Origin of the sequence: Kineosporia corallincola, assembly GCF_018499875.1 — a bacterium.
Lineage (GTDB): Bacteria > Actinomycetota > Actinomycetes > Actinomycetales > Kineosporiaceae > Kineosporia > Kineosporia corallincola.
Genome location: NZ_JAHBAY010000008.1, coordinates 24,722 through 51,129 on the forward strand (window position 1 = coordinate 24,722; position 26,408 = coordinate 51,129).

Annotated in this window: 23 protein-coding genes; 16 read left to right on the forward strand and 7 right to left on the reverse strand. The window is 70.5% G+C overall.

Annotated features, from left to right (window positions below; all coding sequences use genetic code 11):
• Positions 1 to 39 precede the first annotated feature (39 nt).
• Complete coding sequence (locus KIH74_RS19585; RefSeq protein ID WP_214157451.1) at positions 40 to 711, forward strand: hypothetical protein; 672 nt, start codon at positions 40 to 42, stop codon at positions 709 to 711.
• 157 nt (positions 712 to 868) lie between these two features.
• The gene (locus KIH74_RS19590; protein WP_214157452.1) at positions 869 to 1,525 is read left to right on the forward strand and encodes a 2'-5' RNA ligase family protein; all 657 of its coding nucleotides are present in this window, start codon (positions 869 to 871) and stop codon (positions 1,523 to 1,525) included.
• 72 nt (positions 1,526 to 1,597) lie between these two features.
• On the opposite strand, the gene KIH74_RS19595 is transcribed toward KIH74_RS19590, so the two are convergent.
• Complete coding sequence (locus KIH74_RS19595) at positions 1,598 to 2,146, reverse strand: YceI family protein (protein WP_214157453.1); 549 nt, start codon at positions 2,144 to 2,146, stop codon at positions 1,598 to 1,600.
• 181 nt (positions 2,147 to 2,327) lie between these two features.
• Here KIH74_RS19595 and KIH74_RS19600 point away from each other — a divergent pair, with 181 nt between their 5' ends.
• Positions 2,328 to 3,611 carry a DUF445 domain-containing protein gene (locus KIH74_RS19600; RefSeq protein ID WP_214157454.1) on the forward strand — a complete coding sequence of 428 codons (1,284 nt, stop codon included), beginning with the start codon at positions 2,328 to 2,330 and terminating at the stop codon, positions 3,609 to 3,611.
• A 74-nt stretch (positions 3,612 to 3,685) separates the two neighbouring features.
• Here KIH74_RS19600 and KIH74_RS19605 read toward each other — a convergent pair whose 3' ends face one another.
• The 4 genes from KIH74_RS19605 to KIH74_RS19620 all read right to left on the reverse strand — a co-directional run bounded on the left by KIH74_RS19605 (position 3,686) and on the right by KIH74_RS19620 (position 8,067).
• On the reverse strand, positions 3,686 to 4,912 hold the full coding sequence (locus tag KIH74_RS19605; RefSeq protein WP_214157455.1) for an ATP-binding protein: 1,227 nt from the start codon (positions 4,910 to 4,912) through the stop codon (positions 3,686 to 3,688).
• Between the two features lie 53 nt (positions 4,913 to 4,965).
• Positions 4,966 to 5,364 carry a hypothetical protein gene (locus KIH74_RS19610; RefSeq protein WP_214157456.1) on the reverse strand — a complete coding sequence of 133 codons (399 nt, stop codon included), beginning with the start codon at positions 5,362 to 5,364 and terminating at the stop codon, positions 4,966 to 4,968.
• 61 nt (positions 5,365 to 5,425) lie between these two features.
• Entirely contained in the window at positions 5,426 to 7,258 is a 1,833-nt protein-coding gene (locus tag KIH74_RS19615; protein ID WP_214157457.1) for a transketolase C-terminal domain-containing protein, read from the reverse strand.
• Between the two features lie 476 nt (positions 7,259 to 7,734).
• The gene (locus KIH74_RS19620; protein ID WP_214157458.1) at positions 7,735 to 8,067 is read right to left on the reverse strand and encodes a rhodanese-like domain-containing protein; all 333 of its coding nucleotides are present in this window, start codon (positions 8,065 to 8,067) and stop codon (positions 7,735 to 7,737) included.
• A 311-nt stretch (positions 8,068 to 8,378) separates the two neighbouring features.
• On the opposite strand from KIH74_RS19620, the gene KIH74_RS36620 reads away from it, so the two are divergent.
• From KIH74_RS36620 to KIH74_RS19635, 3 genes are all read left to right on the forward strand, one after another.
• Complete coding sequence (locus KIH74_RS36620) at positions 8,379 to 8,858, forward strand: SSI family serine proteinase inhibitor (protein WP_214157459.1); 480 nt, start codon at positions 8,379 to 8,381, stop codon at positions 8,856 to 8,858.
• 220 nt (positions 8,859 to 9,078) lie between these two features.
• Entirely contained in the window at positions 9,079 to 10,818 is a 1,740-nt protein-coding gene (locus KIH74_RS19630; protein ID WP_214157460.1) for a SpoIVB peptidase S55 domain-containing protein, read from the forward strand.
• 303 nt (positions 10,819 to 11,121) lie between these two features.
• Complete coding sequence (locus KIH74_RS19635; RefSeq protein WP_308113911.1) at positions 11,122 to 12,918, forward strand: SpoIVB peptidase S55 domain-containing protein; 1,797 nt, start codon at positions 11,122 to 11,124, stop codon at positions 12,916 to 12,918.
• A 60-nt stretch (positions 12,919 to 12,978) separates the two neighbouring features.
• Here KIH74_RS19635 and KIH74_RS19640 read toward each other — a convergent pair whose 3' ends face one another.
• Positions 12,979 to 13,866 carry a DNA-formamidopyrimidine glycosylase family protein gene (locus KIH74_RS19640; protein ID WP_214157462.1) on the reverse strand — a complete coding sequence of 296 codons (888 nt, stop codon included), beginning with the start codon at positions 13,864 to 13,866 and terminating at the stop codon, positions 12,979 to 12,981.
• Positions 13,867 to 13,972: 106 nt separating this feature from the next.
• Here KIH74_RS19640 and KIH74_RS19645 point away from each other — a divergent pair, with 106 nt between their 5' ends.
• The 10 genes from KIH74_RS19645 (at position 13,973) to KIH74_RS38765 (ending at position 25,259) form a co-directional block, all read left to right on the forward strand.
• Positions 13,973 to 14,395 (forward strand): hypothetical protein, encoded by a 423-nt coding sequence (locus KIH74_RS19645; RefSeq protein WP_214157463.1) that lies wholly within the window; start codon positions 13,973 to 13,975, stop codon positions 14,393 to 14,395.
• A gap of 2 nt (positions 14,396 to 14,397) precedes the next feature.
• A complete protein-coding gene (locus KIH74_RS19650; protein WP_214157464.1) occupies positions 14,398 to 15,900 on the forward strand; it encodes a sensor histidine kinase in 1,503 nt (500 codons plus the stop codon).
• Positions 15,897 to 16,565, forward strand: a complete 669-nt coding sequence (locus tag KIH74_RS19655; RefSeq protein WP_214157465.1) for a response regulator transcription factor — start codon at positions 15,897 to 15,899, stop codon at positions 16,563 to 16,565. The genes KIH74_RS19650 and KIH74_RS19655 overlap by 4 nt, the downstream gene beginning before the upstream one ends.
• A 1-nt stretch (position 16,566) precedes the next feature.
• A complete protein-coding gene (locus KIH74_RS19660; protein ID WP_214157466.1) occupies positions 16,567 to 17,763 on the forward strand; it encodes an aminoglycoside phosphotransferase family protein in 1,197 nt (398 codons plus the stop codon).
• A gap of 93 nt (positions 17,764 to 17,856) precedes the next feature.
• Positions 17,857 to 18,402, forward strand: a complete 546-nt coding sequence (locus tag KIH74_RS19665; protein ID WP_214157467.1) for a RodZ family helix-turn-helix domain-containing protein — start codon at positions 17,857 to 17,859, stop codon at positions 18,400 to 18,402.
• A 253-nt stretch (positions 18,403 to 18,655) separates the two neighbouring features.
• On the forward strand, positions 18,656 to 19,051 hold the full coding sequence (locus KIH74_RS19670) for a hypothetical protein (protein WP_214157468.1): 396 nt from the start codon (positions 18,656 to 18,658) through the stop codon (positions 19,049 to 19,051).
• 94 nt (positions 19,052 to 19,145) lie between these two features.
• Positions 19,146 to 20,789 (forward strand): phosphoglucomutase (alpha-D-glucose-1,6-bisphosphate-dependent), encoded by a 1,644-nt coding sequence (gene pgm, locus KIH74_RS19675; protein ID WP_214157469.1) that lies wholly within the window; start codon positions 19,146 to 19,148, stop codon positions 20,787 to 20,789.
• 15 nt (positions 20,790 to 20,804) lie between these two features.
• On the forward strand, positions 20,805 to 22,268 hold the full coding sequence (locus tag KIH74_RS19680; RefSeq protein WP_214157470.1) for an FAD-binding oxidoreductase: 1,464 nt from the start codon (positions 20,805 to 20,807) through the stop codon (positions 22,266 to 22,268).
• Between the two features lie 235 nt (positions 22,269 to 22,503).
• Complete coding sequence (locus tag KIH74_RS19685; protein WP_372492106.1) at positions 22,504 to 23,793, forward strand: class I SAM-dependent methyltransferase; 1,290 nt, start codon at positions 22,504 to 22,506, stop codon at positions 23,791 to 23,793.
• Between the two features lie 239 nt (positions 23,794 to 24,032).
• A complete protein-coding gene (locus KIH74_RS38765; RefSeq protein ID WP_214157472.1) occupies positions 24,033 to 25,259 on the forward strand; it encodes an EAL and HDOD domain-containing protein in 1,227 nt (408 codons plus the stop codon).
• A 50-nt stretch (positions 25,260 to 25,309) separates the two neighbouring features.
• On the opposite strand, the gene KIH74_RS19695 is transcribed toward KIH74_RS38765, so the two are convergent.
• Entirely contained in the window at positions 25,310 to 26,254 is a 945-nt protein-coding gene (locus tag KIH74_RS19695; protein WP_214157473.1) for a CAP domain-containing protein, read from the reverse strand.
• Positions 26,255 to 26,408 lie beyond the last annotated feature (154 nt).

Consider the following 26,408-nt stretch of genomic DNA (forward strand, 5'->3'; position numbering starts at 1 on the left):
CCCTGGGGCGACCCCGGTTCGAAAAGGAGAGGCCGTCAGATGAAGGGCCTGCACAACCACTGGACAGACATGCCCGAATGGCGCCCCGGGCGCCAACTCTGGGCCTTCTATCTGACGTTCGACGGGGCCACCGCCCTGCACGAGCGGATCGCGCGGGATCAGCACGCCCTGCGTCACGTCCCGGGCGTCGAGATGATCCCGCGCGCCCGGCTGCACCTGAGCGTGCAGGGCATCGCGTTCCGGGACCTGGTCGGCGAGAGCGACATCGAGCGGCTGACCGAGGCCGTCCGGTCGGTGGTCGGCACCCGCACCCTGCCCACGCTGTACGCGGGGCCGGCCATGGAGGACTACGACGCGATCGGGCTGCCGGTGTACCCGGCCGCGGACCTGGTGGCCCTGCGCGACCTGATCCGGCTGGCGGCGGCCGAGCTGATCGCCCCTGAGCTGATCCACCAACTTCCGGAATCCGAGACGGGTTTCGTGCCGCACGTCAGCATCGCCTACGCCCACCAGCCGGTGACCGGCGAGGACCTGTACGCCGGGCTGGAGCTGACCGACCAGGGCATGACCCCGATCGAGGTGCGGCACCTGTCGCTCGTGCCGTTGCGCCGGGCCGATCGCGCCTGGTCGTGGGACAGCGAGGTCCGCCTGCCCTTCGCGAGTCGTGACCGCAGCAGCGAGAGTGCAGAGCCGATGCCGCTTCTGCCCTGACCCGGCCGAAAGCGCGGCAAGATACATCCACCGGCCATCGACACGTCATCTGCCGGCAGCACCCGGGCCCAGGTGGGCCGCCAGATTTCCCGTACCAGGCCTGAACCGAACCGGCGGACCGGGCCGGCAGGCATCTGCGAGGGGGGATTCGTTCACCGTGGCAACCGACACCTTGCGCGACCACTGGGGCGAGGCTCCGGAGTGGGACGGCGGAAAGCGCCTGTGGGCGCTGTATCTGACGTTTCCCGACCAGATCGCCCTGAACGCCCGGATCCTGCGCGATCAGCAGGCCCTGCGGGAACTGGGCGGCCTGACCGCGATTTCGCTCCCGAGCATCCATCTCACCATGCAGGGCATCGCTTTTCAGCACACGGTGAGTGAGAGCACCGTGCTGCGGATCACCGAGCGGGTGGCCGGGGCGCTGGAGGAGCATCCGGTGCCGACGCTGCTGGCCATGCCGGCCGAGGCGGTGCGGGACGCGGTGTGCTTCCCGGTCCGTCCCGCGGCCGAGCTGACCGGCCTGCGGGAGATGATCCGGGCGGTGGCGGCCGACGAGATCGGCGAGGAGCGGCTGTACCGGCTGCCCGAGCCGCCCGGCGGGTTCGACCCGCACATCAGCATCGCCTACGCGCACTCGTTCGTGCCGGCCGCCGACCTGGGCCGGGCCATGGCCGGCACCGAGCGGACGCCGACGCCGTTCGAGGCGGCGCACCTCAGCCTGATCGACCTGACCCGCGGGAATCGTTCGTGGACCTGGACCCGGGAGCGCCGGCTGCCCCTGCGCAGTTCCTCGGCGGTCCGGTCCGGCAGCTGACCCGGGCCCCGGCGTTCCCGGCCGGTTCGCACCGGCCGGGAACCACCGACATCATCCGAGTTCTGTGAGGAATCAGGCCTGCTTGTCGGCCTCGATCTCGAGGACGAGCTTGACCTTGTCGGAGATCAGGAAGCCACCGGTCTCCAGGGCGGAGTTCCAGCTGATGCCCCAGTCACCACGGTTGATGGTGGCGGTGCCGTCGAAGCCGGCCTTCGTGGTGCCCCACGGGTCGGCGGCGATGCCGTTGAACTCCCACTTGATCTCGACCGGCTTGGAGACACCCTTGATCGTCAGGTCGCCGACCAGGATCAGGTCGTCGCCGTCCAGCTTGGCCGAGGTGCTCTTGAAGATGATCTTCGGGTTGTTCTCGGCGTCCCAGAAGTCGGCGGAGCGCAGGTGGCCGTCACGCTGCTCGCTGCCGGTCTGGATGCTGGTGGCGTCGATCTCCAGGTAGGCGCTGGAGGACTCCGGGTTGGCGGCGTCGATCGTGGCCGAACCCTCGAAGGAGGCGAAGTGACCACGCGTGGTGGAGACCATCGCGTGCTTCACGGCGAAACCGACGGTGCTGTGGCCGGCGTCGATCTTCCAGGTACCGGTCAGCTCGGCGGGGAAGGAGCTCATTTCAATTCCTCACAGAAAGTCGGCGGGCCCGAGGGCCCGGGTCGGTGGTACTGGTTGAACCCTAGATGATTCAACGTTCACCTAACTACCTCCGGCCGAAGAAATTCCCGCTCTTGGCCGAACAGCAACCTCCACGACGCTCGACCGGGCGGCGTCGCCACTTAAGCGCGAGGATGCACCCATGTCAGTCGCGACGGTGCCACCCACGACGTCACCCAAACTGGCCGGCTCGGCCGAGGCCGACGAGCGCCGCCGGGTGGCTCTGCGGCGGATGAAGGTCATCGCCACCACGCTCCTGGTGGTGGCCGCACTGATCTACCTGGTCACGCTGAAGCAGGACGGTGTGCTGGGTTTCGTCAACGCCGCGGCCGAGGCCGCGATGGTGGGCGCCCTGGCCGACTGGTTCGCGGTGACGGCGCTGTTCCGGCACCCACTCGGCCTGCCGATCCCGCACACGGCGCTGATCCCGACCCGCAAGGACCAGATCGGCGAGAGTCTCCAGGAGTTCGTGGCCGACAACTTCCTGTCCGAGGACATCGTGCGGGAGAAGGTCGGGCAGGCCGAGGTGACCCGGCGGATCGGCAGCTGGCTGGCCGAGCGCGAGCACGCCGAGCGGGTGGGCGCGGAGCTGGCCACGGCCGGGCACGGCGTGCTGAGCGTGCTGCGTGACGACGACGTGGCCGCGATGCTGGAACAGGTGGTCGTGCCCCGGGCGGCCGACATCCCGGTGAGCCCGCTGGCTGGTGGCCTCCTCGACGGGATTCTGGACGACGGCGCGCACCGCGCCCTCGTCGACCTGCTGCTCGACGAGGGCCGGTCCTGGCTGGAGACCAACCAGCAGCGAGTGATGCTGCTGGTGACCGAGCAGGCGCCGGGCTGGACCCCGCAGTGGGTGGACAACCGGATCGCCCGCCGGGCCTACGACGAGATCCACCGCTGGCTGTCCGAGGTCGCGGCCGACCAGCAGCACCCGGCCCGGCAGGCCCTGGACGACCTGCTCCGCCGCCTGGCCCGCGACCTGCGCACCGATCCGGACACCCAGGCCAAGGTCGAGGCGATCAAGATCCGCCTGCTGGAGCACCCGGAGCTGCGCAAGGCCACCATCACCCTGTGGTCGACCGTGCGCCGGCTGCTGCTGGAGGCGCTGGCCGACCCGTCCGGCGAGCTGCGCCGCCGGATCATCGACGCGCTGGTCGACCTGGGCATCCGGCTGTCCACCGACAGGGCGCTCCAGGCCCGCCTCGACACCTACGCCGAGGACGTCGTGGGGTACGTGGTGCGCAACTACGCGGGCGAGCTGGCCACCGTGATCAGCGAGACGGTCAGGCGCTGGGACGCCGAGGACGCCTCCCGGCGCATCGAGCTGCACGTCGGCCGCGACCTCCAGTTCATCCGGATCAACGGCACGGTGGTCGGCGCACTGGCCGGGCTGGTGATCCACACCGTGACGCTGCTCATCGAGTGAGCCGCCCTCAGCGGGCCGCTCGGATGGTCTGAGCAGCTCTAGCGAATGACCTAGAAAAGCGTAGACGCGGCTACTCAGTCCCCGCCCTGCCTGCGCAGGTAGCGGCCGAAATGTGGCACTGTGAAAGCGATCCGGCCACGCTCCGCGCTGTAGATCAGGCCCTTCTTGATCAGCGAGTCCCGGGCCGGCGACAGCGACTGCGGCTTGCGGCCCAGCAGCAGGGCGATCTCCGAGGTGGCCACCCCGGCATCGCCCATCGACAGGCCCGGCGGCAGGTCGGCGGACGCATCGGCCATCGCCCTCAGGTACTCCCGCTCGGCCGGGGTGGCCCGCTCGTAGCGCGACCCGAAGAAGCCGACGGCGAGCTCGGCCTCGGCCTCCGGGGCGGCCACCCGCACGTCGTCGGCGGTGATCGGGGTGCGCGGGGCGACGTCCCAGGCGCCCTTGCCGTAGGCCTGGATGAAGTACGGGTACCCGGCCGTGACCTCGTACATCTGGGTCAGCGCCGCTTCGGTGAAGTCCGCGCCCTCCTCCTGCGCCGGGGTGCGCAGGGCCTGGGCGGCGGCCTCCGGATCGAGACGGTCGATACGGGCGTAGCGAAACAGCCGCTCGGAGTAGGACTTACTGGCCGAGAGCACGGCGGGAAGGTGCGGCAGACCGGCTCCGACCACCACCAGCGGCAGCCCCTGCTGACCGAGCTCGTGGCACGCGGCGCACAACGCGGACACGTCGTCGGGCAGCAGGTCCTGCATCTCGTCGATGAACACCGCGATGCCCCGGCCCGCCCCGGCCGCCACCCCGGCGATGTCGGAGAACAGCTCGACCAGGTCGATCTCGATGTCGCCGGAGTCGGCGCGGCCGGTCACCGCCGGCACGTCGATGCCCGGCTGCCAGCGGTCGCGCAGGGTGGTGCGGCCCCGGGTGCCGGTTGCGGGGGGCTCCTTCATCGCGAACGACTTCAGGATGCCGAGCACGTGATCGGTGTCGTCCTTGTTGGCGGGCCCCAGCTCCCGCACCGCCTGGTGCAGGGCGGCCGCGAGGGGGCGGCGCAGCGGCGTGTCGGGCCGGGCCTCCAGCTTGCCGGTGCCCCAGCGGCGCCGCACCGCGGCCGAGCGCAAGGCGTTGAGCAGCACGGTTTTACCCACTCCGCGCAGGCCGATGAGCACCAGACTGCGCTCCGGGCGGCCCCGCGCGATCCGCTCCAGCACCACGTCGAAGCTGTCCAGCTCGGCGTCGCGCCCGGCCAGTTCGGGCGGGCGCTGACCGGCTCCTGGGGCGTACGGATTGCGCACCGGGTCCACGTCGAGAGGTTATCGAGGCATCTAGCCCGGTTCCTAGAGTTCCGAATAGGAAATTACCCCAGGGCGTCGAGCAGAGTGCGCGGGCCGGCCACCAGGGCCTCGTGCGGCAGCCGGGCCCGCAGACCCCGGTCGGCCGTCACCACCAGCGGAATCCGGCCCTCGGCAACCACTTCGGCGGCGACCGCGACGATCGTGCTGTCGCCGTCGGCGGTCGCCCGGATCACCTCGACCGGATCGGGGCCCACAGCCCCCTTCGCCTTGCCCTCGACCACGGCAAGAATCCGCTCGAACACCAGGTTCTCGTCGTGCAGCGTGAGCGACCCGACCCCGGCCAGCTGCCCGAGCAGCCGGGAGGCCGACCCCAGCCGGTCACGCCACCAGCCGTCCGGGCGGCTGCCCATCACGTTGGCGACGTCGACCACCAGCACCACGGCCACCGTCGGCCGCGTCACCGGCCCTCCAACCCGCGCGCCACCGCCGAGCAGCACGCCGCCGCCGAGCAGCGCCCCGCCGTCACCGGCACAGCGCCCGGGCGGTGGCCAGCGTGCGGGCCAGCGTGAGCTGCACGAACCGGGCCGCCGGGCCGGAGGGGAGCGGGCTGTCCTTGGCCGTCACCCGGGCCAGCCGGCCGTCGTACCCGGCCTCCAGCACCCCGGTCACGATGCTCTCGGAAACCCCACCGGTACGCCGGGTCTCGTCGAGGATGAGCAGATTGCCGGTGGCCGAGGCGGCGGCGACCACGTCGTCCATCGGTAGTGGAGCCAGCCAGCGCAGATCCACCACCCGGCAGCCGATGCCCTCACCCGCCAGCTCGGCCGCGGCCTGCCGGGCGATCCGCAGACCGTTGCCGTACGCCACGACGGTCAGGTCCTTGCCGTCGCCGTGCACCAGCGCCCTGCCGATCGGCGCGTGCTGCTCCTGCCAGAGCGACGGCGGCGCGTAGGGCGCGAGCCAGGCGCCGTCACCCGGGCTGTCCAGATCCGTGACGTGGTAGAGCGCGGCCGGTTCGAGGAACACACTGACCGTGCCGTCGGCCTGCCCCGCGGCCAGGCAGGTGCGCAGCATCGCCGGGGCCTGGGCCGGGTGCGCCGGGCAGGCGACGACCAGGCCCGGGATGTCACGCAGGCCGCCGAGCGCGTTGTCCACCGGGACCGCACCGCCGGCCCCGTCGTGGTGACCGAGACCGGGCACCCGCAACACCATCGGGTTACGGAAACTGCCGCCGGTGGAGAACATCAGCGGCGCCACCTCGGCCCGCAGCAGTTCACCGGCGGCGTGCAGGTCGGCCAGGCCGAGCTCGGCGATCGGCAGCAGACCACTCACCGCGGAACCCATCGCCAGCCCGAGCACCGAGCGGCCGTCCGGCACGGTGTCGGTGATCCGGGCCGCACCGAGCTGTTTCAGCAGACCCTGGGTGACGCCGTAGGGGCCGCCCGCGCGGGCCACGTCGGGCCCCATGACCACCACGTTCGGATGGGCGGCCGCGGCGTCGGCCAGGGCCCGGTTGATCGATGCGGCCAGTGTCAGCGGGCCTTCGGCCTCGGGCAGCGTGTCACCGAAAACCGCTGTTCTGCGCGCGGACTCGGTCTCGCGCACCGCCGCCATCGCGACCACGGCCGGGCGGCGCGGCGCGAGCGGCGCCATCACTTCGGCCGAGCCGGTGGGCCGGGGCCGGTGGGTGGCGTCCTCCAGCGCGGAGGCCACCCGGTCACGCAGGCGCAGCAGCCGGTCGGCCACCTCGTCACCGGTCATCGCGCCGTGCCGCACCAGCGCGGTCATCGTGGCCGCCAGCGGGTCGCGGGCCAGGTCGGCGGCGATCCGGTCGGCACGGCGGTAGCGGTGTTCGTCGTCCGTGCCGCTGTGACCCCCGATCCGCACGCACGACAGGTGCAACAGCACCGGGCGGCGGTGGGTACGGGCCGTCTCCACGGCGCGGCGCGCGGTGGAGAACAGGGTGGCGGCGTCGCCCGCGGTGTCGGCGTGGAAGTAGCGCAGCCCCTCGCGGGTGCCGAGCGACGAGGCGATCCAGCCGGACGGGGTGGAGGTGGAGAAGCCGAGCGAGTTGTCTTCGCAGATCAGCAGCAGAGGGAGCGGAACGCCCTGCCGGGAGGCCCACAACGCGGTGTTGATCGTGCCCACGGCGGTGCCGTGGGTGGCGGTGCCGTCGCCGAGACCGGCCACCGCCACCGCGTCGGCGGGCCAGTTCAGCCGGGCCGTTCTGGTGCGGGCCTGACGGCCGACGGCCCAGGCCAGGCCGAGCGCCCGGGGCAGGTGCCCGGCCGGGGTGGACGACGGGGGCAGCAGCGCCACCTCGGCGTTGGCCGGGGTGGCGCGGCGCCCCGCCACCGGCGGGCTGGTCCACGCTGCCGGCCAGACCGCGGGCGACCGCGGCGATGCCGTCGTCGAGGCCCGCGGAGGCGAGCCTGGCCAGGTAGAACGCGGTGGAGCGGTGATGCGGCAGAACCGGGTCGTTGCTGCGCAGGGCGATGGCCACGGCGGCGTTGCCCTCGTGCCCGGCGGAGGCCACGGTGTGACTGCCCAGCCCGGCCGCGGCCATCCGGCGCGCGGCGACGTCGAGCCAGCGGCTGGCGGCCTGCGCGTCGAACAGGTCCAGCAGGTCGGCCCGCAGGGCCTCCAGCGGAGCCTCCTCGTCGGTGCCGTCGACCGGGACCACCACGTCGTCGTCCACCGCCGGCGGCCCGACCTCGACCGGGGGCAGCGGATCGCGGGACAGCCGCTCCAGCACGCCGCCGAGGTGGTCGACCAGCTCGGCCCCCGGCCCCGGCTCCCCGAGGTCGGTGACCGTCAGCGCCGGCCCGTCGTCAGCGAACCGCGGGTGCTTCACCGGTCTCGCTCACCATCTCGCGGCCGACCGCCTGCCAGGCACCCATGCCACCACTGATGTTGATCGCCTCGAACCCGTTCTGCTCCAGCCAGGCCGCGGCCCGCGCGGAGCGGCCGCCGGACCGGCACACCACGTACACGTCGCCCTCGGGCAGATCGGCCGTGCGGGCCGGAACCTCCATCAGCGGGATGTGCACCGCACCGCTGATGTGGCCGGCGTCCCACTCGTCCGGCTCGCGCACGTCGAGGATCGCGGCGTCGGCGGGCACCTGGGTCGGGTCAACCGAGCGGACCTGCGAGAACTCGGACACAGTCACCTCCTGCGGGCCCCGGGTGGGCGCCCGGCTTTCGATCGGGTGCGTCCATCCTCTCAGGCGACCGGTGCCCGCGTGACCTCGGCGGAGCCCTGTCGGGGGTGCGTCGGAGCCGGTGATCGGCAGAACTTCGGAGAATCCGGGCAGAACCAGAGGGAACCGGAGGAGGTCCGGGCACGTCCTAGTGCTGTGCCGGAACCGGCCGGCCGGGAACCAGCCCGGGAACCGAGCCGGGATCGTCCCGACACACCGTCCCTCCGGCACCCGATCCCGAACCGCTCAGGGCTCACGCACGAAAGGATGCGACCGTGAACCATCAGCGATCTTCTCTGAACGCCCGAGGCCCCCGGGGCCGGCTGACCGTCGCGCTCCCACTGACCGCCGTGGCGGCGGTGGCCGTGCTGGCCGCCGGGTGCGGCGCGGAGAGTTCCGGGGCGGGCAGCGTCACGGCCCAGGAGACCACCCCGGCCACCGACCTGACCATCGCGGTGACCGACGGCGACACCACCACCTGGACGCTGACCTGCGATCCGGTGGGCGGTGACCACCCGGATGCCGACGCCGCCTGCGCCACGCTGGACAAGAGCGGCGACCAGGCCGTGCCGGCGGCGTCCACCGATCAGATGTGCACGCAGATCTTCGGCGGCGAGCAGACCGCCACGATCACCGGCACCTGGAAGGGCAAGGCGATCGACGCCTCGTTCAGCCGCGAGAACGGCTGCGAGATCGCCCGCTGGGACCTGCTCACCCCGCTGCTGCCGAAAGTCACCGGTTCACAAGCCTCCTGACCCACGAGACACATCCACCTCACTGCTGCACCCGCACTGCGCCGCAGATCCGCCAAATCCACCGCCAGCAGCCGAAACCGAGCACAACATCGCCGAAAGGGTGGTTTTGCCGCCGGGTCTGAGGGCATAAGGTGACCCCGTCCGCCGGAACCGTGGGGACGGTCCGGCGGGCGGGCCGGCACAGTCGTGCCGCGCCTGATCTCGGACCAGTGGGGGCACCATGTCCAAGGCGCGTGCGGCGTGCGGTTTCATCACCACCGCAACGGTTTCCGGTCTACTCGTCGCACTCCCGGCGCTACCGTCACAGGCGGCCGGTGACTGCCCCACGGCGCTTCCCACCTCCGAGGCCGTCGACGGCCTCGAAGGCACCGGCTACACGGTCGAGCGGGGCACCACCCCCGACCCGTTCGGCGCCAAGCTGCTCGGCCGCATCACCGACGGCATCGCGCCCGGGGTCGACATGATCATGGCCGACCTCGACTCCCCCGCCCTGGAGCGCGCCGGCGGCGTCTGGGCCGGCATGTCCGGGTCCCCCGTCTACACCTCCGACGGCAAGCTCATCGGCTCGGTGTCGTACGGCCTCACCGCGGCGTCGAACATCGCCGGCATCACCCCGGCCGAAGACCTCACCGCGCTGGGGGCCGGCAGCGGCGCCGCGGCCACGGTGAAGGTGTCCGGGCACCGGGCGGCCCGCCTGGCCAAGACCGGCGAGACCTCGAAGGCCCTGGCGGCCAAGGGGTTCGAGCGGCTGCCGGTGCCGGTGAGCGCCTCGGGCATCGCCCGGCGCCACACCAAGCGCTTCCTCAAGTCGGTCACCGCCGGCAGCGGCATGGCCGTGCGCAGCGGCGGAGCCAGAATCGGCGTCCGGGCGCAGTCCTCGCCCGATGAGATCTTCGCCGGCTCCAACTACGCCGCGGCCCTGTCCTACGGCGACATCTCGCTCACCGGCCTGGGCACCACCACCTACGTCTGCAACGGCACCGCGGTCGCCTTCGGCCACCCGTTCCTCTCGGCCGGCCAGGTGGAATACAGTGTGCACCCGGCCAGCGCGGTGCTCGTGCAAGAAGACCCAACCGGCCTGGCCGGCGGGCCGTTCAAGGTGGGCAACCCGGGCGGCGTGGTCGGCACGGTCACCCGCGACAACACCACCGGCCTGCGCAGCACGCTGGGTCAGGCTCCGGCGCACCAGTTCCCGGTCACCACCCTGCTGAAGAACGAGTCCGGCCAGACCATCAGCGGCACCACGGTGGGCGTGTACCAGACCTACGCCGCCGACATCGCCGCGTTGCACCTCCAGGCCGCCGTCGTGAAGGCCCTGGGCGCCCAGGGCGGTGGGTCTGCCGCGATCCAGATCACCGTGAACGGCACCCGGGCCGGCGGCAAGAAGTTCAAACTCACCCACAGCGACCACTTCTCCGACAGCACCGACGTCAGCTACCTGGCCGCCGACAGCCTCTACTTCATGATCCTGCCGCTGATCAGCCAGTCGTTCGAAGACGTCCAGATCACCGATGTCAAGATCAGCGGCGCGGTCACCAGCGGCATCCAGCAGTACCGGGTGAGCCGCATGCAGGTGAAGAAGAACGGCGCGTGGACCGCGCTCAAGGGCGCCCAGAAGGTCACCTCGGGCGGCAGTCTCGCGCTGCGAGCCACGCTCACCGCCTACCGCAGCACCAAGACCGTCACGGTTCCGCTCACCGTCGCCGTGCCGAAGAAGAGCAGCGGTTTCACCGGCACCCTCACCGTCACCGACGGCCTCAGCGCCACCTCGCCGGACCGCGAGCCCACCTCGCTCGACGGCCTGCTCAAGCAGATCAACGCCACGGCGTCGAACGACTCGGTGGTGGCCCGCATCGACCTGGACACGCCGTCGGGCGGACAGGTCAGCGGCACCGCGGTGGCGCACGCCGAGGGCAGCGTGAGCCCTTATCTCAAGCTTCTCACGGTTGACGTCAGCTGAATTGTGGACGACGAAAGGACCCCGTTCATGCTGGAGCTGGTTCCTTTTCGTCACCCGCATTAGCAGCACAGCAGTTCTCACCACCAGGCCCTGACCACATCGGCCCCTTGGGGCATCGCCGATCCGGACGATGGCCGCAAAAATCAGCGTCACGCAAGTGAAAGACCCGCGACCCGGCCGAAAGGAGTCTTTCCCTAACGCTTTCTGAGGCCCTAAGGTGACGATCGCAACTGGGGGGTTGTCGGCACCTGCTTTCGCGGGCAGCCATTCAGGCCTGCCCGGCACAATCCGTGCCGGGCAGTCGTGTTCACTGGGACAAGTGGGGGCTCCATGTCCAGGTCTCGCACGGCCTGCGGTCTCATCACCGCAGCAGCCGTCTCCGGTCTTCTGGTCGCACTTCCGGCGGTGACCTCGTCGGCTGCGACGGGGGCCACGAACTGCCCGACGGCGTTTCCCACCGATCAGGCGGTCGACGGGGTGAAGGGAACCGGCTACACCGTCGAAAAGGGCACCAAGGCCGACCCGTTCACGGCCAAGGTGCTGGGCCGCATCACCGACGGCATCGGCCCCGGCATCGACATGATCATGGCCGACCTCGACTCCCCCGCCCTGGAGCGGGCGGGCGGAGTGTGGGCCGGGATGTCCGGGTCACCGGTCTACACCGAAGACGGCAAGCTGATCGGGTCGGTCTCGTACGGCCTGGTCTCACCGTCGAACATCGCCGGCATCACCCCGGCCGAAGACATGCTGGCCCTGCGCGAGGAGCCGGCGAGCGCCCGTCGCTCGATGCCGACCAGCGCCGAGAAGGTCACGGTGTCCGACCAGCTGGCCACCCGCATCGCGAAGACCGGCGAGGTGACGAAGGCGCAGGCCAAGGCCGGCTTCACCCGGATGTCGGTGCCGGTCAGCGTGAGCGGCCTGGCCAAGAAGAACACCAGCAAGTTCACCGAGCGCATCGAGAAGGAGACCGGCTCGAAGGTGCGGGCCCTGGCCGGCAAGGCCTCGACCGGTGCCAAGTCCTCGCCCGGCGACATCTTCGCCGGGTCCAACTACGCCGCGGCCCTGTCCTACGGCGACGTGACGCTCAGCGCGCTGGGCACCACCACGTATGTCTGCGACAGCACCGCGGTCGCCTTCGGCCACCCGTTCTTCGCGATCGGCCCGTCGGAGTTCAGCCTGCACCCGGCCGAGGCCGTCTACGTGCAGCCCGACCCGACGTGGGGCCCGTTCAAGGTGGGCAACCCGCTCGGCCGGGTCGGCAACGTGAACTGGGACGGCACGGTCGGCGTGCGCGGCACGCTGGGCGAGAACCCGCCGCACGAGTTCCCGATCACCACCGACCTGGTCAACGAGAACTCGGGCAAGAGCACCAAGGGCACCACCGTCGGGGTGTACCAGCCGTACGCCGCCGACATCGCCGCCATCCACCTCCAGTCGGCCATCGTGAAGGCCCTCGGCGTGCAGTCGCAGGGTTCGGCCGAGGTGAAGATCACCGTCAAGGGCACCCGGGGTGACGGCAAAGACTTCAAGATCACCCACGACGACTACTTCGCCGACACCTACGACATCAGCTACGCCACGGCCGACAGCCTCTGGTACCTGCTGTACCCGCTGGCCGACCAGCCGTACGAAGAGCTCAACATCACCAGCGTCAAGGTGACGGGCAAGGTCTCGACCACCGTGAAGCAGTTCCGGGTGAGCAAGCTGGAGCAGAAGGTCAACAGCAAGTGGCAGACGCTGCCCGAGACGATCACCGCCAAGGCCGGCAGCAGCATCCAGCTGCGCGCCGTGCTGAAGGGCTACCGCAACAGTGACAACCTCACGGTGCCGCTCAGCGTGCAGGTGCCGGACGGCGCCGTCAGCGGCAACGCCGGTTCGCTGACCGTCGCCGACGGCCGCAGCCTGGGCTCCTACTACCAGGAGCACGACTCGCTCGACGAGCTGCTGGAACAGCTCAACGAGCAGCAGACCGGCAACGAGCTGGTGAGCCAGGTCGACCTGTACAACGACGACGGCACGACGCTCACCAGCCGCGCCGAGGCCGAGATCAAGGGCGCCATCGCGTACTACTACAAGAACGTGGCGGTGAACGTGCAGTAAGCGACCACCACCTGGAGGGGCCCCGTTTCCGTTGGGAACGGGGCCCTTTCGTGGTTCTGACTACTTCAGCAGCCGGGACATGCGGCGGTCGGCGAGCACCTTGCCGCCGGTCTGGCAGGTGGCGCAGTACTGCAACGACGAGTCGGCGAACGACACCTCACGCACCACGTCGCCGCATACCGGACACGCCTCACCGGTGCGGGCGTGCACCGAAAGACCAGCGCGCTTGGCGTCTTTCAGCTCCTTGGCGGGTTTTCCGGCGGCCGCGGCGATCGCCCCGCGCAGGGTGTTCTGCAAGGCCTCGAACAGCGTGTCCACCTGCTCATGGTCGAGTTTCGCGGCGATCGCGAACGGCGACATCCGGGCCGCGTGCAGCACCTCGTCGCTGTAGGCGTTGCCCACCCCGGCCAGGGTGCTCTGGTCACGCAGCAGTCCCTTGATCTGCTGACGCTGCCCGGCCAGGATCTGCGCCAGGGTGTCACGGGTGAAACCCTCGGCCAGCGGGTCGGGCCCGAGGGTGGCGATGCCCGGCACCTGTTGCGGCGACCTGACCAGGTAGATCGCGAGCCGCTTCTTGGTGCCGGCCTCGGTCAGGTCGAATCCCGGGGTGGACTCGTCGTGGACGTCGTCCATTTTTGGAGTGAACCGCACCCGCAGGGCGAGAGGGCTCTTGCCGGGCTTCAGCGTGGTCATGACCGCGGTGTCGTTCCAGCGCAGCCAGCCGCCGCGGGCCAGGTGGAAGATCAGGTGCAGGCCGTCGGCGTCGACGTCGAGAAACTTGCCGTGCCGCTGCACGGCGGTGACCTCCAGACCGCTCAAGGCGGTCGGCTGCGGGTCATAGGTTTTCAGGGCGCTGACGGCCCCGATCTCGACGCTGTCGACGGCACGCCCCACCAGCCGCTCACGCAGAAATCCCGCGAGGGCCTCGACCTCCGGCAGCTCAGGCACCCGACCAGTCTGCCTCCGGATGACCACGGTGTCTCGCCGTCCGCAGATGAGAGCGTTCTCATCTTTCTCTCATCTGCTCGCATTCTCCCCACGACAGGGTGCGGATATGGGACGACGCCACCTGCTGCTCACCGCCGTGCTCCTCGGGGCCGGGGGCCTCGCCGTTCCGCTGGCCGCGACCGCCGCAACCGGCAGTGACGGCCTCGACCGGCCGCTCGGCCCGGCGGTGGTGGCGAGCCTCGACCCGACGGTCTCGTCCACCCCCACGCCGTACGACGTCTCCGCTGCTCAGACGCCCACCCCGGCCACCGAGGACGACGAGGAGGGTGACGACGGGGAGGCGGACGACGGCGACGACGAGGCCGAGTCGGTCGACGTGCCGGAGGTGGACGACGCCGACGACGAGGACGAGGCCGACGAGGAGGAGGCGGACGAGAACGAGCCCGACGAGGACGAGCCGGACGAGGACGGCTCAGCCGAGGGTGATGACGACGATGACGCCGGTGCGGACGACGGCGATGATGAATGACGATGACCGATCCGACCGCACCGCTCCCCGCCAGACGCCGCGGGTGGCTGCGGCGTCCCACCATCGGGGTGCGCACCCGGATCCTCGCCACCGTGCTGGTGCTGACCGCGCTGGGCATGTTCGGGGCGGGCACCAGTGTGGTGATCATGCAGCGCAACGCCCTGGACGAACGGGTGAACGAGGCGCTGCGCACCGAGGTGGAGGAGTTCCGCTCGATCGCCGGCTCGGCGACCGACCCGAGCACCGGCAAGGCCTTCACCTCGGTGGCCGAGCTGCTGCGCTCCGCCATCCAGAAGCAGGCGCCCGACCGGGACGAGACCTTCCTGACCATGGTCGACGGCCGCCGACAGTACGTGCCCAGCGGCGAACGGTTCGTGCGGCTGGAAGACGAGACGGCGCTGATCAGCACGGTGGCCGGCCTGGCGGCCGGCGACCCGGTGCGCCTGCGCGAGGCCGACACCGCGGCCGGGCGCATCCGCTACGCCGCTGTGCCGGTCTCGGTGCCGGGGCTCAGCACCGTGGGCGTGTACGTGGTGGCCCAGGCGCTGGAGCGCAACCAGCAGGAGATCGCCCAGATCGCCGGCCGGTTCGCGCTGGTGTCACTGGTGTCGCTGCTGGTGGTCGGCGTGGTCGGCTGGCTGGTCGCGGGCCGTCTGCTGCGCCCCCTGCGGGAGCTGCGCACCACCGCCGAGCGGATCTCGCACACCGATCTGACCGAGCGGATCGAGGTCACCGGGTCGGACGACGTCAGTGAACTCGCCTCCACGTTCAACCACATGCTCGACCGCCTGGAGCACGCCTTCCGCGCCCAGCAGGAGTTTCTGGACGACGCGGGGCACGAGCTGAAGACCCCCGTGACCATCATCCGGGGTCATCTGGAGCTGATGGCGGCCGACGACCCGGGCGACGTGGAGGAGACCCGCGCCCTGGTGCTGGACGAGCTGGACCGGATGGCCCGCCTGGTGCAGGACCTGATCCTGCTGGCCCAGACCCGGCGCCCGGACTTCGTCCGGCGCGAGCCGGTGGCCGTGGACGAGCTGATGACCGAGGTGCTGGACAAGGCCGTCGGGCTGGCCGCGCGGCAGTGGCGGCTGGACGAGCAGACGCCCGCCTGGATCCACGCCGACCCGCAACGGATCACCCAGGGCCTGCTGCAACTGGCACACAACGCGGTCAAGTACACGACCGAGGGCCAGGTGATCGCCTTCGGCAGCCGCGCCGAGGACGACGTGGTGCACCTGTGGGTGCGCGACACCGGCCCCGGGGTCTCGGCCGGGGACGCCGCACGCATCTTCGAGCGCTTCGGCCGGGGCACCGACGCCCGCCGGGTCGAGGGCTCCGGCCTGGGCCTGTCCATCGTCGGCGCGATCGCCGCCGCCCACGACGGCTCGGTCGCGCTCACCTCACCGCCCGGTGAGCCCGGCGCGGTGTTCACCCTGACGATTCCGCGGGCCGCCGTGCCCGCCTCCGCAACGACCATCCCGATCGCACAGGAGGTGCCGTGAACCGGATCCTGGTGGCAGAGGACGAAGACCGGATCGCCTCGTTCGTCTCGAAGGGCCTGCGGGCCGCCGGTTTCACCCCGACCGTGGTGGACGACGGCGTGAGCGCCCTGGACTACGCCGTCACCGGCGAGTTCGACCTGCTCGTGCTCGACATCGGGCTGCCCGGCATGGACGGTTTCGAGGTGCTGAAACGGCTGCGCGAGAGCCGTAGTCAGTTGCCGGTGATCATTCTGACCGCACGCCAGTCGATCACCGACACGGTGGCCGGGCTGGAGGGCGGGGCCGACGACTACATGTCCAAGCCGTTCCGCTTCGAGGAACTGCTGGCCCGCATCCGGCTGCGGCTGCGGGAGGACCCGCGGGAGCCGGAGGTCACCGTGCTCACCCACGGGGCGCTGGCTCTCGATCTGCGCAGCCGCCGGGCCGCCGTGGAGGGCCGCACGGTGGAGCTGTCGGCCCGCGAATTCGCCCTGGCCGAGACCTTTCTGCGGCATCCGGGTCAGGTGCTGAGCCGGGAGCAGCTGCTCAGCCACGTCTGGGGGTACGACTTCGACCCGGGCTCGAACGTGGTCGACGTGTATGTGCGTTACCTGCGCAAGAAACTCGGCGTGCAGTGGTTCGAGACCGTGCGCGGCATGGGCTACCGCCTCGTCGAGGCGGCCTGACGTGGCGCTGGACATGCTCACCGGGCCGGACGCGGCCGAGCTGCTGGAGGCGGCCGTGTCCACCGCGGGCGGGCGGCTGGAGGGCTGGCGGGTCACCCAGGTCGACCACCGTGGCGCTGTCACCACCGTGGCCTATGCCGCCACGGTGCAGTGGCCGACAGGGCGTACGGACGACGTCCTGGGTGCGACGTCACTCGCCCCCGGCGACGAACCTCCGCGGATCCCGGGCACTCTCACCCTGTCGGACGGGCAGAACCGGGTGTGCGTGTGGCGGCTCCCCGACGATCCGGGTCTGCCCGGGCTGGCCACGGCGATGAACCAGCAGGCACTCTCGTCGCTGCTCACCTCGTTCGGGCTGGACTCTTCCGGGCTGCGCACCGATCTGGTGTCGTACCGCCCGAAACGCCGTGCGGTGATCCGGATCAGCGCGGCCGGCGGAGTGATCTACGCCAAGGTGCTGCCGCCCGGTGACGTGGAGGCGCTGCACCGGCGGCACGAGATGCTGCACGGGGCAGGAGTTCCCGTGCCGCACAGCCTGGGCTGGACCGACGACGGGCTGTTGCTGCTGGAGAATCTGCCCGGCACCCCGCTGCGCCGCCGGCTGCTCGCCCCCGGCCCCGACCTGACCGCCGGGCTGCCCGACCCGCACGACGTGATCGGTGTGCTGGACCGCTTTCCGCCCGGAGTGCTGGGGCTGAACCGCCGGCGGCCGTGGAGCCGCCGCGCCCCGCAGTACGCGGCGATGGTGGGCGAGGCGCTGCCGGCCGAGGCCGAGCGGGCCCGACAGCTGGCCGCGGTGGTGGCCGAGGGCCTGCGCCACACCGGGCTGGGCAGCGACCCGACCCACGGCGACTTCTACGAGGCGCAGATGATGGTCGATCCCGCCGGGCGCCTCGTCGGCCTGCTCGACGTGGACACCGTGGGACCCGGTTCCCGCGCCGACGACCTGGCCTGTGCCCTGGCGCACTGCGAGGCCCTGGCCCTCAGCTCGCCCCGGCACGCGGACCGGTCGCTGGCCATGTCGCGGTTGTGGAGGCCGGTTTTCGAGCGGCAGGTGCCCGCCGAACAGCTCCGGCTGAGCACGGCAGGGGTGCTGATGAGCCTGGCCACCGGCCCGCATCGGGTGCAGCGCCCGAACTGGGAGGACGCCACCAGCCGCATGCTCGACCGGATCGAGGACATGCTGCGCGCTTCATGAGAAGCCCTTCATCCGGTTCTCCTGTTCACCTCACCCGCGCTCGGAAAAGTACCTGTCAACGGCAAAAGACGTTCCGACAGCGGAGGCAAGATCATGAAGGTCCGGAAGAACTGGGTTGTCATCGGTACCGCCGCGGTGCTCGGCGTGAGCGCGGCCACGGCGACGGCGGCGATGGCCGACGGCACGCCCGACCTCAACGACCGTTCCTCGGTGACCTCGACCACCGGCAGCACCGAGGCGGGCAGCAGCGCCTCGGCGGGCACCGACGGCGCTGACGGCACCGGCCAGAACGACGTGGCGGACACGGCGAACACCAGCAACACGGCAGACACCCCCAACGACACCGACAACACCCCGAACGACGCGGACACCCCGAACGACCGGAGCAGCGCCGGGCAGGGCAGCACCCAGGGCAGCACCCAGGGCAGCACCGGCCAGAACGACGCGACGAACACGGCGAACACCCCGAACGACGCCGACACGGCCAACGACGCGAACTCCGCCAACGATGCGGATTCCGCCAACGACACCGCCACGCCCAACGACACCGCCACGCCCAACGACACGGACTCGGCGAACGACGCGGACTCGGCGAACGACACCGACTCCGCCGACGACGCCGACTCCGCCAACAGCTGACCTGGTCGACAGCGGCCCACCGCGCCGCCGGTGATCGTGCGGACCGCCCCCGAGCGACTCCGCACGATCACCGCGACCGCACCACGAACGCCCAACCGCACCACGAACGCCCGACCGCACCACGAACGCCCGGCCACACCACGAACGCGCGACCGCACCACGAACGCGCGACCGCACCACGGACCGTCCGACCCGCCCACCCGGGACGGACGGCCGGTTGACCACCCGAAAAGCCCGGGGACACGCTGGAAGGATGGGATCGGAGAACCTCGTGGTCCGGAGCGGCGCGCAAGACCGCACGCTCCCCACCGAAATCCTTCTGACCTGCGGCGCGGCGCTGCTCATGACGTCGGTCACGGTGACCCACGCGCCTGCGGCGCTGCACCGGGCGGCGCCCACGGAACTGCGCACCGCCCTGATCGCGCTGACGGCGTTCACCCTGCTCACCCTGATCTCGGCGGTGATCGGGGTGGAGCATCCCCGCATCGGGTTCTGGATGCGGGCGCCGGGCATCGTGATGTCCAGCGCCCTGGGTGGTTTCATCGGTGGGCAGGCCACTCCCTTCCTGGTGGTGGCGGCGCTGCTGGCGACGGGGGCCGTGATTCTGTTGTTCCTCCGGCTGACCGCACACGCGGGCGAGGGCGGCTGAATCCCCCGCGCCCGGCGGCGGGCGGACGAGAAGGCCAGGGGTGCATCGACTAGCCTCACGGACGGGAACGCCAGCCGTGCCGCCAGGAGGAGTCATGCCACACGATCGGGCCGGATCACCGGCGAAGCCGGAAGATCTGATCGACGTCTCGCACGTCGTGACCAGCTACTACACGGTCCAGCCGGATCCGGCGGAGGCCGCGCAGAGAGTTTCGTTCGGCACCTCCGGGCACCGCGGCAGCAGCCTCAGCGCATCGTTCAACGAGGCCCACATCGTCGCCACCACCCAGGCCATCTGCGACTACCGCGCCGGGCAGGGCATCGCCGGGCCGCTGTTCATCGGCCGCGACACGCACGCCCTGTCCGAGCCGGCCTGGGCCAGCGCGCTCGAGGTGCTGGCCGCCAACGAGGTGCGCACGCTCGTCGACGACCGTGACGGCTACACCCCCACCCCGGCGGTGTCCCACGCGATCCTCCGGTACAACAAGGGACGACGCGGGGACGACTCCGGGCGCGCCGACGGCATCGTCGTCACGCCGTCCCACAACCCGCCCGCAGACGGCGGTTTCAAGTACAACCCACCGCACGGCGGCCCCGCCGACACCGACGCCACCGGCTGGATCGCGAACCGCGCCAACGAGCTGCTGGCCGCGAAACTGGATGGGGTGAAACGGATTCCGTTCACCCGGGCGCGCGCCGCGGAAACCACCGGCAGTTACGACTTCCTCGGCACCTACGTCGATGACCTGCCGAACATCCTCGACCTGGACGCGATCCGCGAGAACGGCCTGCACATCGGCGCCGACCCGCTGGGTGGCGCCGCAGTGGCCTACTGGGGCGAGATCGCCGAACGCCACGGTCTCAACCTGACCGTGGTGAACCCGCTGGTCGACTCCACCTTCCGGTTCATGACCCTGGACTGGGACGGCAAGATCCGGATGGACTGCTCCTCGCCCTCGGCGATGGCCTCGCTGATCGGCGCCAAGGACCGCTACGACCTGGCCACCGGGAACGACGCCGACTCCGACCGGCACGGCATCGTCACGCCGGACGGTGGGCTGATGAACCCGAACCACTACCTCGCGGTCGCCATCAACTACCTGTACGGGTCACGGCCGGGCTGGGCCGCCGACGCCGGGATCGGTAAGACGCTCGTTTCGTCGTCCATGATTGACCGGGTGGCCGCCGACCTGGGCCGGAAGCTGGTGGAGGTGCCGGTCGGCTTCAAGTGGTTCGTGCCCGGGCTGCTCGACGGCTCGGTCGGCTTCGGCGGCGAGGAGTCGGCCGGGGCCTCGTTCCTGCGCAAGGACGGCACGGTCTGGACCACCGACAAGGACGGCATCCTGCTGGCGCTGCTGGCCAGCGAGATCACGGTGAACACCGGTAAGACGCCGAGCCAGTTGTACGCCGAGCTGGTGGCCAAGCACGGTGACCCTGTGTACGCACGTATCGACGCTCCGGCGACCCGGGAACAGAAAGCCGTTCTGGCCAAGTTGTCGCCCGAGCAGGTCACCGCCACCGAGCTGGCCGGCGAACCGATCACGGCGACGCTCACGGCTGCGCCGGGCAACGGTGCCGCGATCGGCGGTCTCAAAGTCACCACCGAGAGTGCCTGGTTCGCCGCGCGCCCGTCCGGTACGGAAGACGTGTACAAGATCTACGCCGAGTCCTACCGCGGCACCGAGCACCTGGCTCAGGTGCAGCAGGCTGCGAAGGACCTGGTGTCCGCCGTCCTTTGACGACCTGAGGATGAAATGACGTCGATCCAGACCACGGTCACCCCTGTCCTGTCCACCTCCTCCGTGGCCCCCGTGGTCTCGCTGGTCCGCGGCGCCCAGGCGCACCGGACGGCGGTGGACAGGTTGCTGGCGTCCTATCGAGCGATCCCCGCGGGACAGCGGGTGCGGCTGGCCAAGCGCACCTCCAACCTGTTCCGCTCACGCAGCGAGGGCACCACGACCGGGCTGGACGTGACCGGGCTGGACGGCGTCATCTCGATCGACACGACGGCGCGCACCGCCGACGTCCAGGCGATGTGCACCTACGAGACGCTGGTCGCCACCACGCTGCCCTACGGTCTGATGCCGCTGGTCGTGCCGCAGCTGAAGACGATCACCCTGGGCGGGGCGGTGACCGGGCTGGGCATCGAGTCGACCTCGTTCCGCAACGGCCTGCCGCACGAGTCGGTGCTGGAGATGGACATCCTCACCGGTGACGGCGAGGTGGTCACGGCCCGGCCGGAGGGCGAGCACGCCGACCTCTTCCGGGGCTTCCCCAACTCCTACGGCACCCTGGGCTACGCCACCCGCCTGCGGATCGAGCTGGAGCCGGTGCACCCCGCGGTCGCCCTGCGCCATGTCCGGTTCGACGACCTGGACCGGCTGGCCGAGGCGATCGACACGATCAGCACCACCCGGCAGTGGGAGGACGGCGACGTCGACTTCCTCGACGGCGTGGTGTTCTCCGCCTCCGAGGCCTACCTGACGCTGGGTTCCTGGACCGACGACCTCAGCGACCTGAGCGACTACACCGGCCAGGCCACCTTCTACCGCTCCATCCAGCAGCGCAGCACCGACAAGCTGACCATCCACGACTACCTGTGGCGCTGGGACACCGACTGGTTCTGGTGCTCGAAGGCGTTCGGAGCGCAGAACCCGCGGGTGCGCCGGTACTGGCCGGCCCGGTACCGGCGCAGCGACGTGTTCCACAAGCTGGTCGGGCTGGAGACCAAGTACGGTTTTGTCGCCAAACTTGACGAGTGGCGGGGCAAGCCCGGACGGGAACGGGTGATCCAGGACGTCGAACTGCCCGTGAGCCGCACTCCGGAGTTCCTGCGCTGGTACCTCGACCACGTGCCGATGACCCCGCTCTGGCTGTGCCCCCTGCGGCTGCGTGACTCCGGCCCGGCCGGCTCGCCGGCAGCCGGGTCGCAGCCCTGGTCGCTGTACCCGCTGCGGGCCGGCGAGACCTACGTGAACGCCGGGTTCTGGGGCACCGTGGCGATCGAGCCGGGCCACGCCGACGGCGACAAGAACCGCGAGATCGAAGACGCTGTGGGCGGTTTCGGCGGCCACAAGTCGCTCTATTCGGACGCCTACTACGACGAGGAGACGTTCTGGGCGGCCTACGGCGGCCAGAACTACCCGGCTCTCAAGCAGCGGTACGACAGCGGTGACCGACTGCTCGACCTTTACGCCAAAGCGGTGGGCCGACGCTAGGGGCGGGCGACTCCTCGGTCACATTCACAGGCTCAAACGCCACAAACTGGTGTCTTATCGGACACCAACTACTTGTGCTTGAGGCAACTAGTACCTCAATCTAGGAGAGTCCGATGTCACTGAACGTGATTCGGACCTTCGCCTCGCGATGATCGTTTGGGAGACTTACGATGCGATCGTCGCGGGAGATTAGTCACGAGGAGATCAGTTGAGCCTCTCTACCATCCTGGGCCGAATGGACGACGACGCCCAGCCCCTCTTATTGGCGGACATCTTCGACGAGCTCCTCACGGAGCCCTCACCAGTGCGCTTCACCGCGTACGACGGTAGTGCGACCGGCCCGGCCGACGCCGAGATCGGGATCCACCTGAACACCCCCCGGGCCGCGGCCTACATGGCCACGGCCCCGGGCTCGCTGGGCATGGCCCGGGCCTACGTCAGCGGTGACATTCAGGTCACCGGCGTTCACCCGGGAAATCCTTACGCTCTGTTAGCGGTCATGGATCAGATCCAGTGGCGCCGACCGGATGTCCGTACGGCCCTCCGGATCGCTCGCAGCCTGGGCATGAAGCGGCTCGTCCCGCCGCCGCCCCCGCCGCAGGAGGCTCTGCCGGACTGGCGTCGCACCCTGGAGGGCCTGCGCCACTCCAAGCACCGTGACGCCGAGGCGATCCACCATCACTACGACGTCTCCAACGAGTTCTACGAGATGCTGCTCGGCGGCTCGATGACCTACACCTGCGCCTGCTACCCGCACGAGGACGCGACCCTCGAAGAGGCGCAGTACAACAAGTACGACCTGGTGGCCCGCAAGCTCGGCCTGAAGCCGGGCATGCGCCTGCTGGACGTCGGCTGCGGCTGGGGCGGCATGGTGCGGCACGCCGCCCAGCACTACGGCGTGAAGGCACTGGGCGTCACACTCTCCGCCGAGCAGGCCGAGTGGGCCCAGCAGGAGATCAAGCGACAGGGCCTGGAAGACCTGGCCGAGGTGCGTTTCGGCGACTACCGCGACGTGATCGAGGGCGAGTTCGACGCGGTCAGCTCGATCGGCCTGACCGAGCACATCGGCGTGGGCAACTACCCGTCCTACTTCGAGTTCCTGCACAGCAAGCTACGGGCCGGCGGGCGGCTGCTGAACCACACCATCACCCGACCGGACAACATCCACACGGCCCGGGTGCGCGGCGGCTTCATCGACCGCTACATCTTCCCGGACGGCGAGCTGACCGGCGCGGGCGGCGTGATCGTCGCGCTCCAGAACGCCGGCCTGGAGATGAAGCACGAGGAGAACCTGCGCGAGCACTACGCCCGCACCTGCGCGGCCTGGTGCGAGAACCTGGTGGCCAACTGGGACGCCGCGGTCGCCGAGGTGGGCGAGGCGACGGCCAAGATCTGGGGCATGTATCTGGCCGGGTCCAGCCTGGGCTTCGACAAGCGCCAGATCGAGCTGCACCAGATCCTGGCCGTGCGTCCCGACGAGCGCGGCCGCTCCTCCTGGCCGCTCCGGCCCGACTGGGGCGTCTGAGGTCTCGATAGCGGGGTGTGACGACGTGTCGCCGTCGCACCCCGTCCGGTCACCGCGCCGGCCGGCTGCTCCGTACGGGGGAACCGCCGACGGTGGGTGACCTGCCCGATGACCCGATCGGGGTACCGCCGCCTCAACTGCTGCCGTGGGTCGGCCGATAGGGAGCGGACGTCACCGCGCCCCCTGCGGTCCGCCGACATCAGGATTGGCCGCAGGTCCGGCCCGGAAACGGAGCGATCGTGCACGTGGCCCGTCAGGCGATCAACGACGCCGCAGGCCGCCTTTACGGGTACGAACTGCTCTTCCGCAGCACCGCCGGCGCGACCCGGGCGACCCTGGACAACGACCAGGCCACCACGCAGACCATCCTGGCCGCGTTCGCCGAGTTCGGTGCCGACGAACTCCTGGGCGGAAAGCCCGGTTTCATCAACCTCACCCGCGGCTTCCTGGTGGGTGACCTGCCCCTGCCGTTCTCGCCCGAGGCCGCCGTGCTGGAGGTCCTGGAGACCGTCAGCATCGACCACGAGGTGGTCGTCGGGGCACTGAAGCTGACCAACGAGGGCTACCGGCTCGCCCTCGACGACTTCGTCTGGACCCCGGAGTCCGAGCCACTGCTGGCCGTGGCCGACATCGTGAAGATCGACGTGCTGTCGATGGCCTGGGACGACGTGCTGTTCACCCTGGACAAGTGCCGGCAGCACGACGTGCGTCTGCTGGCCGAGAAGGTCGAGGACGCCGAGATCTACGAGCGTTGCGTGGCCGAGGGTTTCGAGCTCTTCCAGGGCTACTACCTGGCCCGGCCGGAGACCATGTCGATCGAGACGCTCTCGCCCGGGCAGCAGCTGGCCCTGCAACTGGTCGGGCGGCTGAGCGACCCGGACGCGACGACCGAGGAGATCGAGCGGGTGGTGCGGCGCGATCCGGCGCTGGTGTACCGGCTGCTGCGGATCGCCAACTCGGCCGCCTCCGGGTCGAGCCGCAAGGTGTCGTCGATCCGCGACGCGCTGGTGATGGTCGGCCTGAGCCGGCTGCGGGCCTGGCTGATCCTGCTCTCCCTGGCCTCCGACGGGGCCAGCCAGAACGCGCTGGTCGGTGCCCTGACCCGAGCCCGCACCTGCGAGCGGGTGGCCGAGATGGGCAAGCTGGTGGCGCCGGACACCGCCTTCACCGCCGGCCTGCTCGACGGGATCGCCGAAGGACTGGGGCTGCCGTCGTCCGACCTGCTGGACCGGATGCCGACGCTGACGCCCGACCTGTCCGCGGCCCTGACCGGTGACGGCTCCCACCCCCTGCGGCGGGTGCTGACCTCGGTGCGGGCCTACGAGCACGAGGACCTGGCCGAGGCCAAGCGCGGGCCGGTGCCGCTGCACGCGATGGCGGAGGCCTACCTCCAGGCCCTGGCCTGGACCACGGAGACGACGCGGGCCACGCACCTGCGCGAGCGCCGGACGCCCCGGCCTGCCTGACATCCGAGGTCAGGCAGAACGGGGCACCGCGAAAGGCTTTTCGGCCGTTCTCAGTCGAACTGGGCGCCGAAGTCCTGGGTCCACCAGATCTTGCCGTCCGAGGCGGTGGTCGCGACCACGCCGATGTCTTCGAAGTCGCAGTTGAGGATGTTGGCCTTGTGCCCGGCGCTGTTCATCCACATCTCCATGACGCTGGTGGCGGCGTCGGAACCGTAGTTGTAGGCGATGTTTTCACCGACCGTGCTCCAGCCGGTGTAGCCGGCGGCGGAGAAGCGGTCGCCCAGGTCGGCCTCACCGGCGTAGAGGTGCGACAGCGCGTTCTTGGCGACGGCCAGGTCGTTGTGCGCCCCGGCGGCCTTGGTGAGGGCGGCGTTCGCGGTCACCGGGTCGCAACCGGCCGTGGCCCGCTCCTCGTTGACCAGGTCGATGACCTGGTCGGCGAGCGCGGCGTCGCCGTCGCTGCCGGAGTCGTCCGTCGGCTCGGTCGTCGTGGTGCCGGAGGGGTCCGAGGTGGCGGTGTCCGAGGGTGCGGCGGTAACGGTGCCGGTCGGCTCGGACGTGTCGGTCGGCTCGGTGGTCTCCGTGGGCTCGGTGGTGTCGGTCGGCTCGGTGGTGTCCGAGGGCTCGGTGGTACCGGTGTCGGACGGGTCGGTGGTGTCCGAGGGTTCGGTGGTCGAGGTGTCCGTCGGGTCGGACGGCTCCGTGGCACCGTCGGTCGGCGTGGTGGTCGGCTTGTGGTGATGACCGTGCCGCTTGTGCCTCTTGTGCTCCTGGGGCGTGTCCTCGTCCGCGGCCTGTGCCTCGGTCTCGGTGCGGGTGTCGTTCGCCGCATCGCCGAGAGATGTGAAACTGGTGGTGAGTTCGGACCGTGGAGTGTCGGACTGACCGCCGACGAGCCCGTTGCAGGCCCAGGCGGCGCCGCTACCACCGACGACGACGGCGGTGACGCCGGCGATCCAGATCGGCCGGAACTTCTTGTGACGTGTCAGGGACATGACCAGCAGGTTTAGCAGAATCGCCGGTTAAGGCGTTGTCATATCGTTATCCACCGGCGGGCAACTTCCGTCCTGTTCGTCACCGGAACGACCTGGTGATCGAACAGGGTTGCTCAAGCCTTGGCGTGGAACCTGTTAAACCCGACCACGCAAA

Coding starts and splice junctions, on each gene's coding strand:
- KIH74_RS19670 (WP_214157468.1), top strand. CDS start 18,656: ATGGGATCGGAGAACCTCGTGGTCCGGAGCGGCGCGCAAGACCGCACG.
- KIH74_RS19680 (WP_214157470.1), top strand. CDS start 20,805: ATGACGTCGATCCAGACCACGGTCACCCCTGTCCTGTCCACCTCCTCC.
- KIH74_RS19685 (WP_372492106.1), top strand. CDS start 22,504: ATGGACGACGACGCCCAGCCCCTCTTATTGGCGGACATCTTCGACGAG.
- KIH74_RS19600 (WP_214157454.1), top strand. CDS start 2,328: ATGTCAGTCGCGACGGTGCCACCCACGACGTCACCCAAACTGGCCGGC.
- KIH74_RS19645 (WP_214157463.1), top strand. CDS start 13,973: ATGGGACGACGCCACCTGCTGCTCACCGCCGTGCTCCTCGGGGCCGGG.
- pgm (WP_214157469.1), top strand. CDS start 19,146: ATGCCACACGATCGGGCCGGATCACCGGCGAAGCCGGAAGATCTGATC.
- KIH74_RS19595 (WP_214157453.1), bottom strand. CDS start 2,146: ATGAGCTCCTTCCCCGCCGAGCTGACCGGTACCTGGAAGATCGACGCC.
- KIH74_RS19650 (WP_214157464.1), top strand. CDS start 14,398: ATGACCGATCCGACCGCACCGCTCCCCGCCAGACGCCGCGGGTGGCTG.
- KIH74_RS19695 (WP_214157473.1), bottom strand. CDS start 26,254: ATGTCCCTGACACGTCACAAGAAGTTCCGGCCGATCTGGATCGCCGGC.
- KIH74_RS19585 (WP_214157451.1), top strand. CDS start 40: ATGAAGGGCCTGCACAACCACTGGACAGACATGCCCGAATGGCGCCCC.
- KIH74_RS19630 (WP_214157460.1), top strand. CDS start 9,079: ATGTCCAAGGCGCGTGCGGCGTGCGGTTTCATCACCACCGCAACGGTT.
- KIH74_RS19665 (WP_214157467.1), top strand. CDS start 17,857: ATGAAGGTCCGGAAGAACTGGGTTGTCATCGGTACCGCCGCGGTGCTC.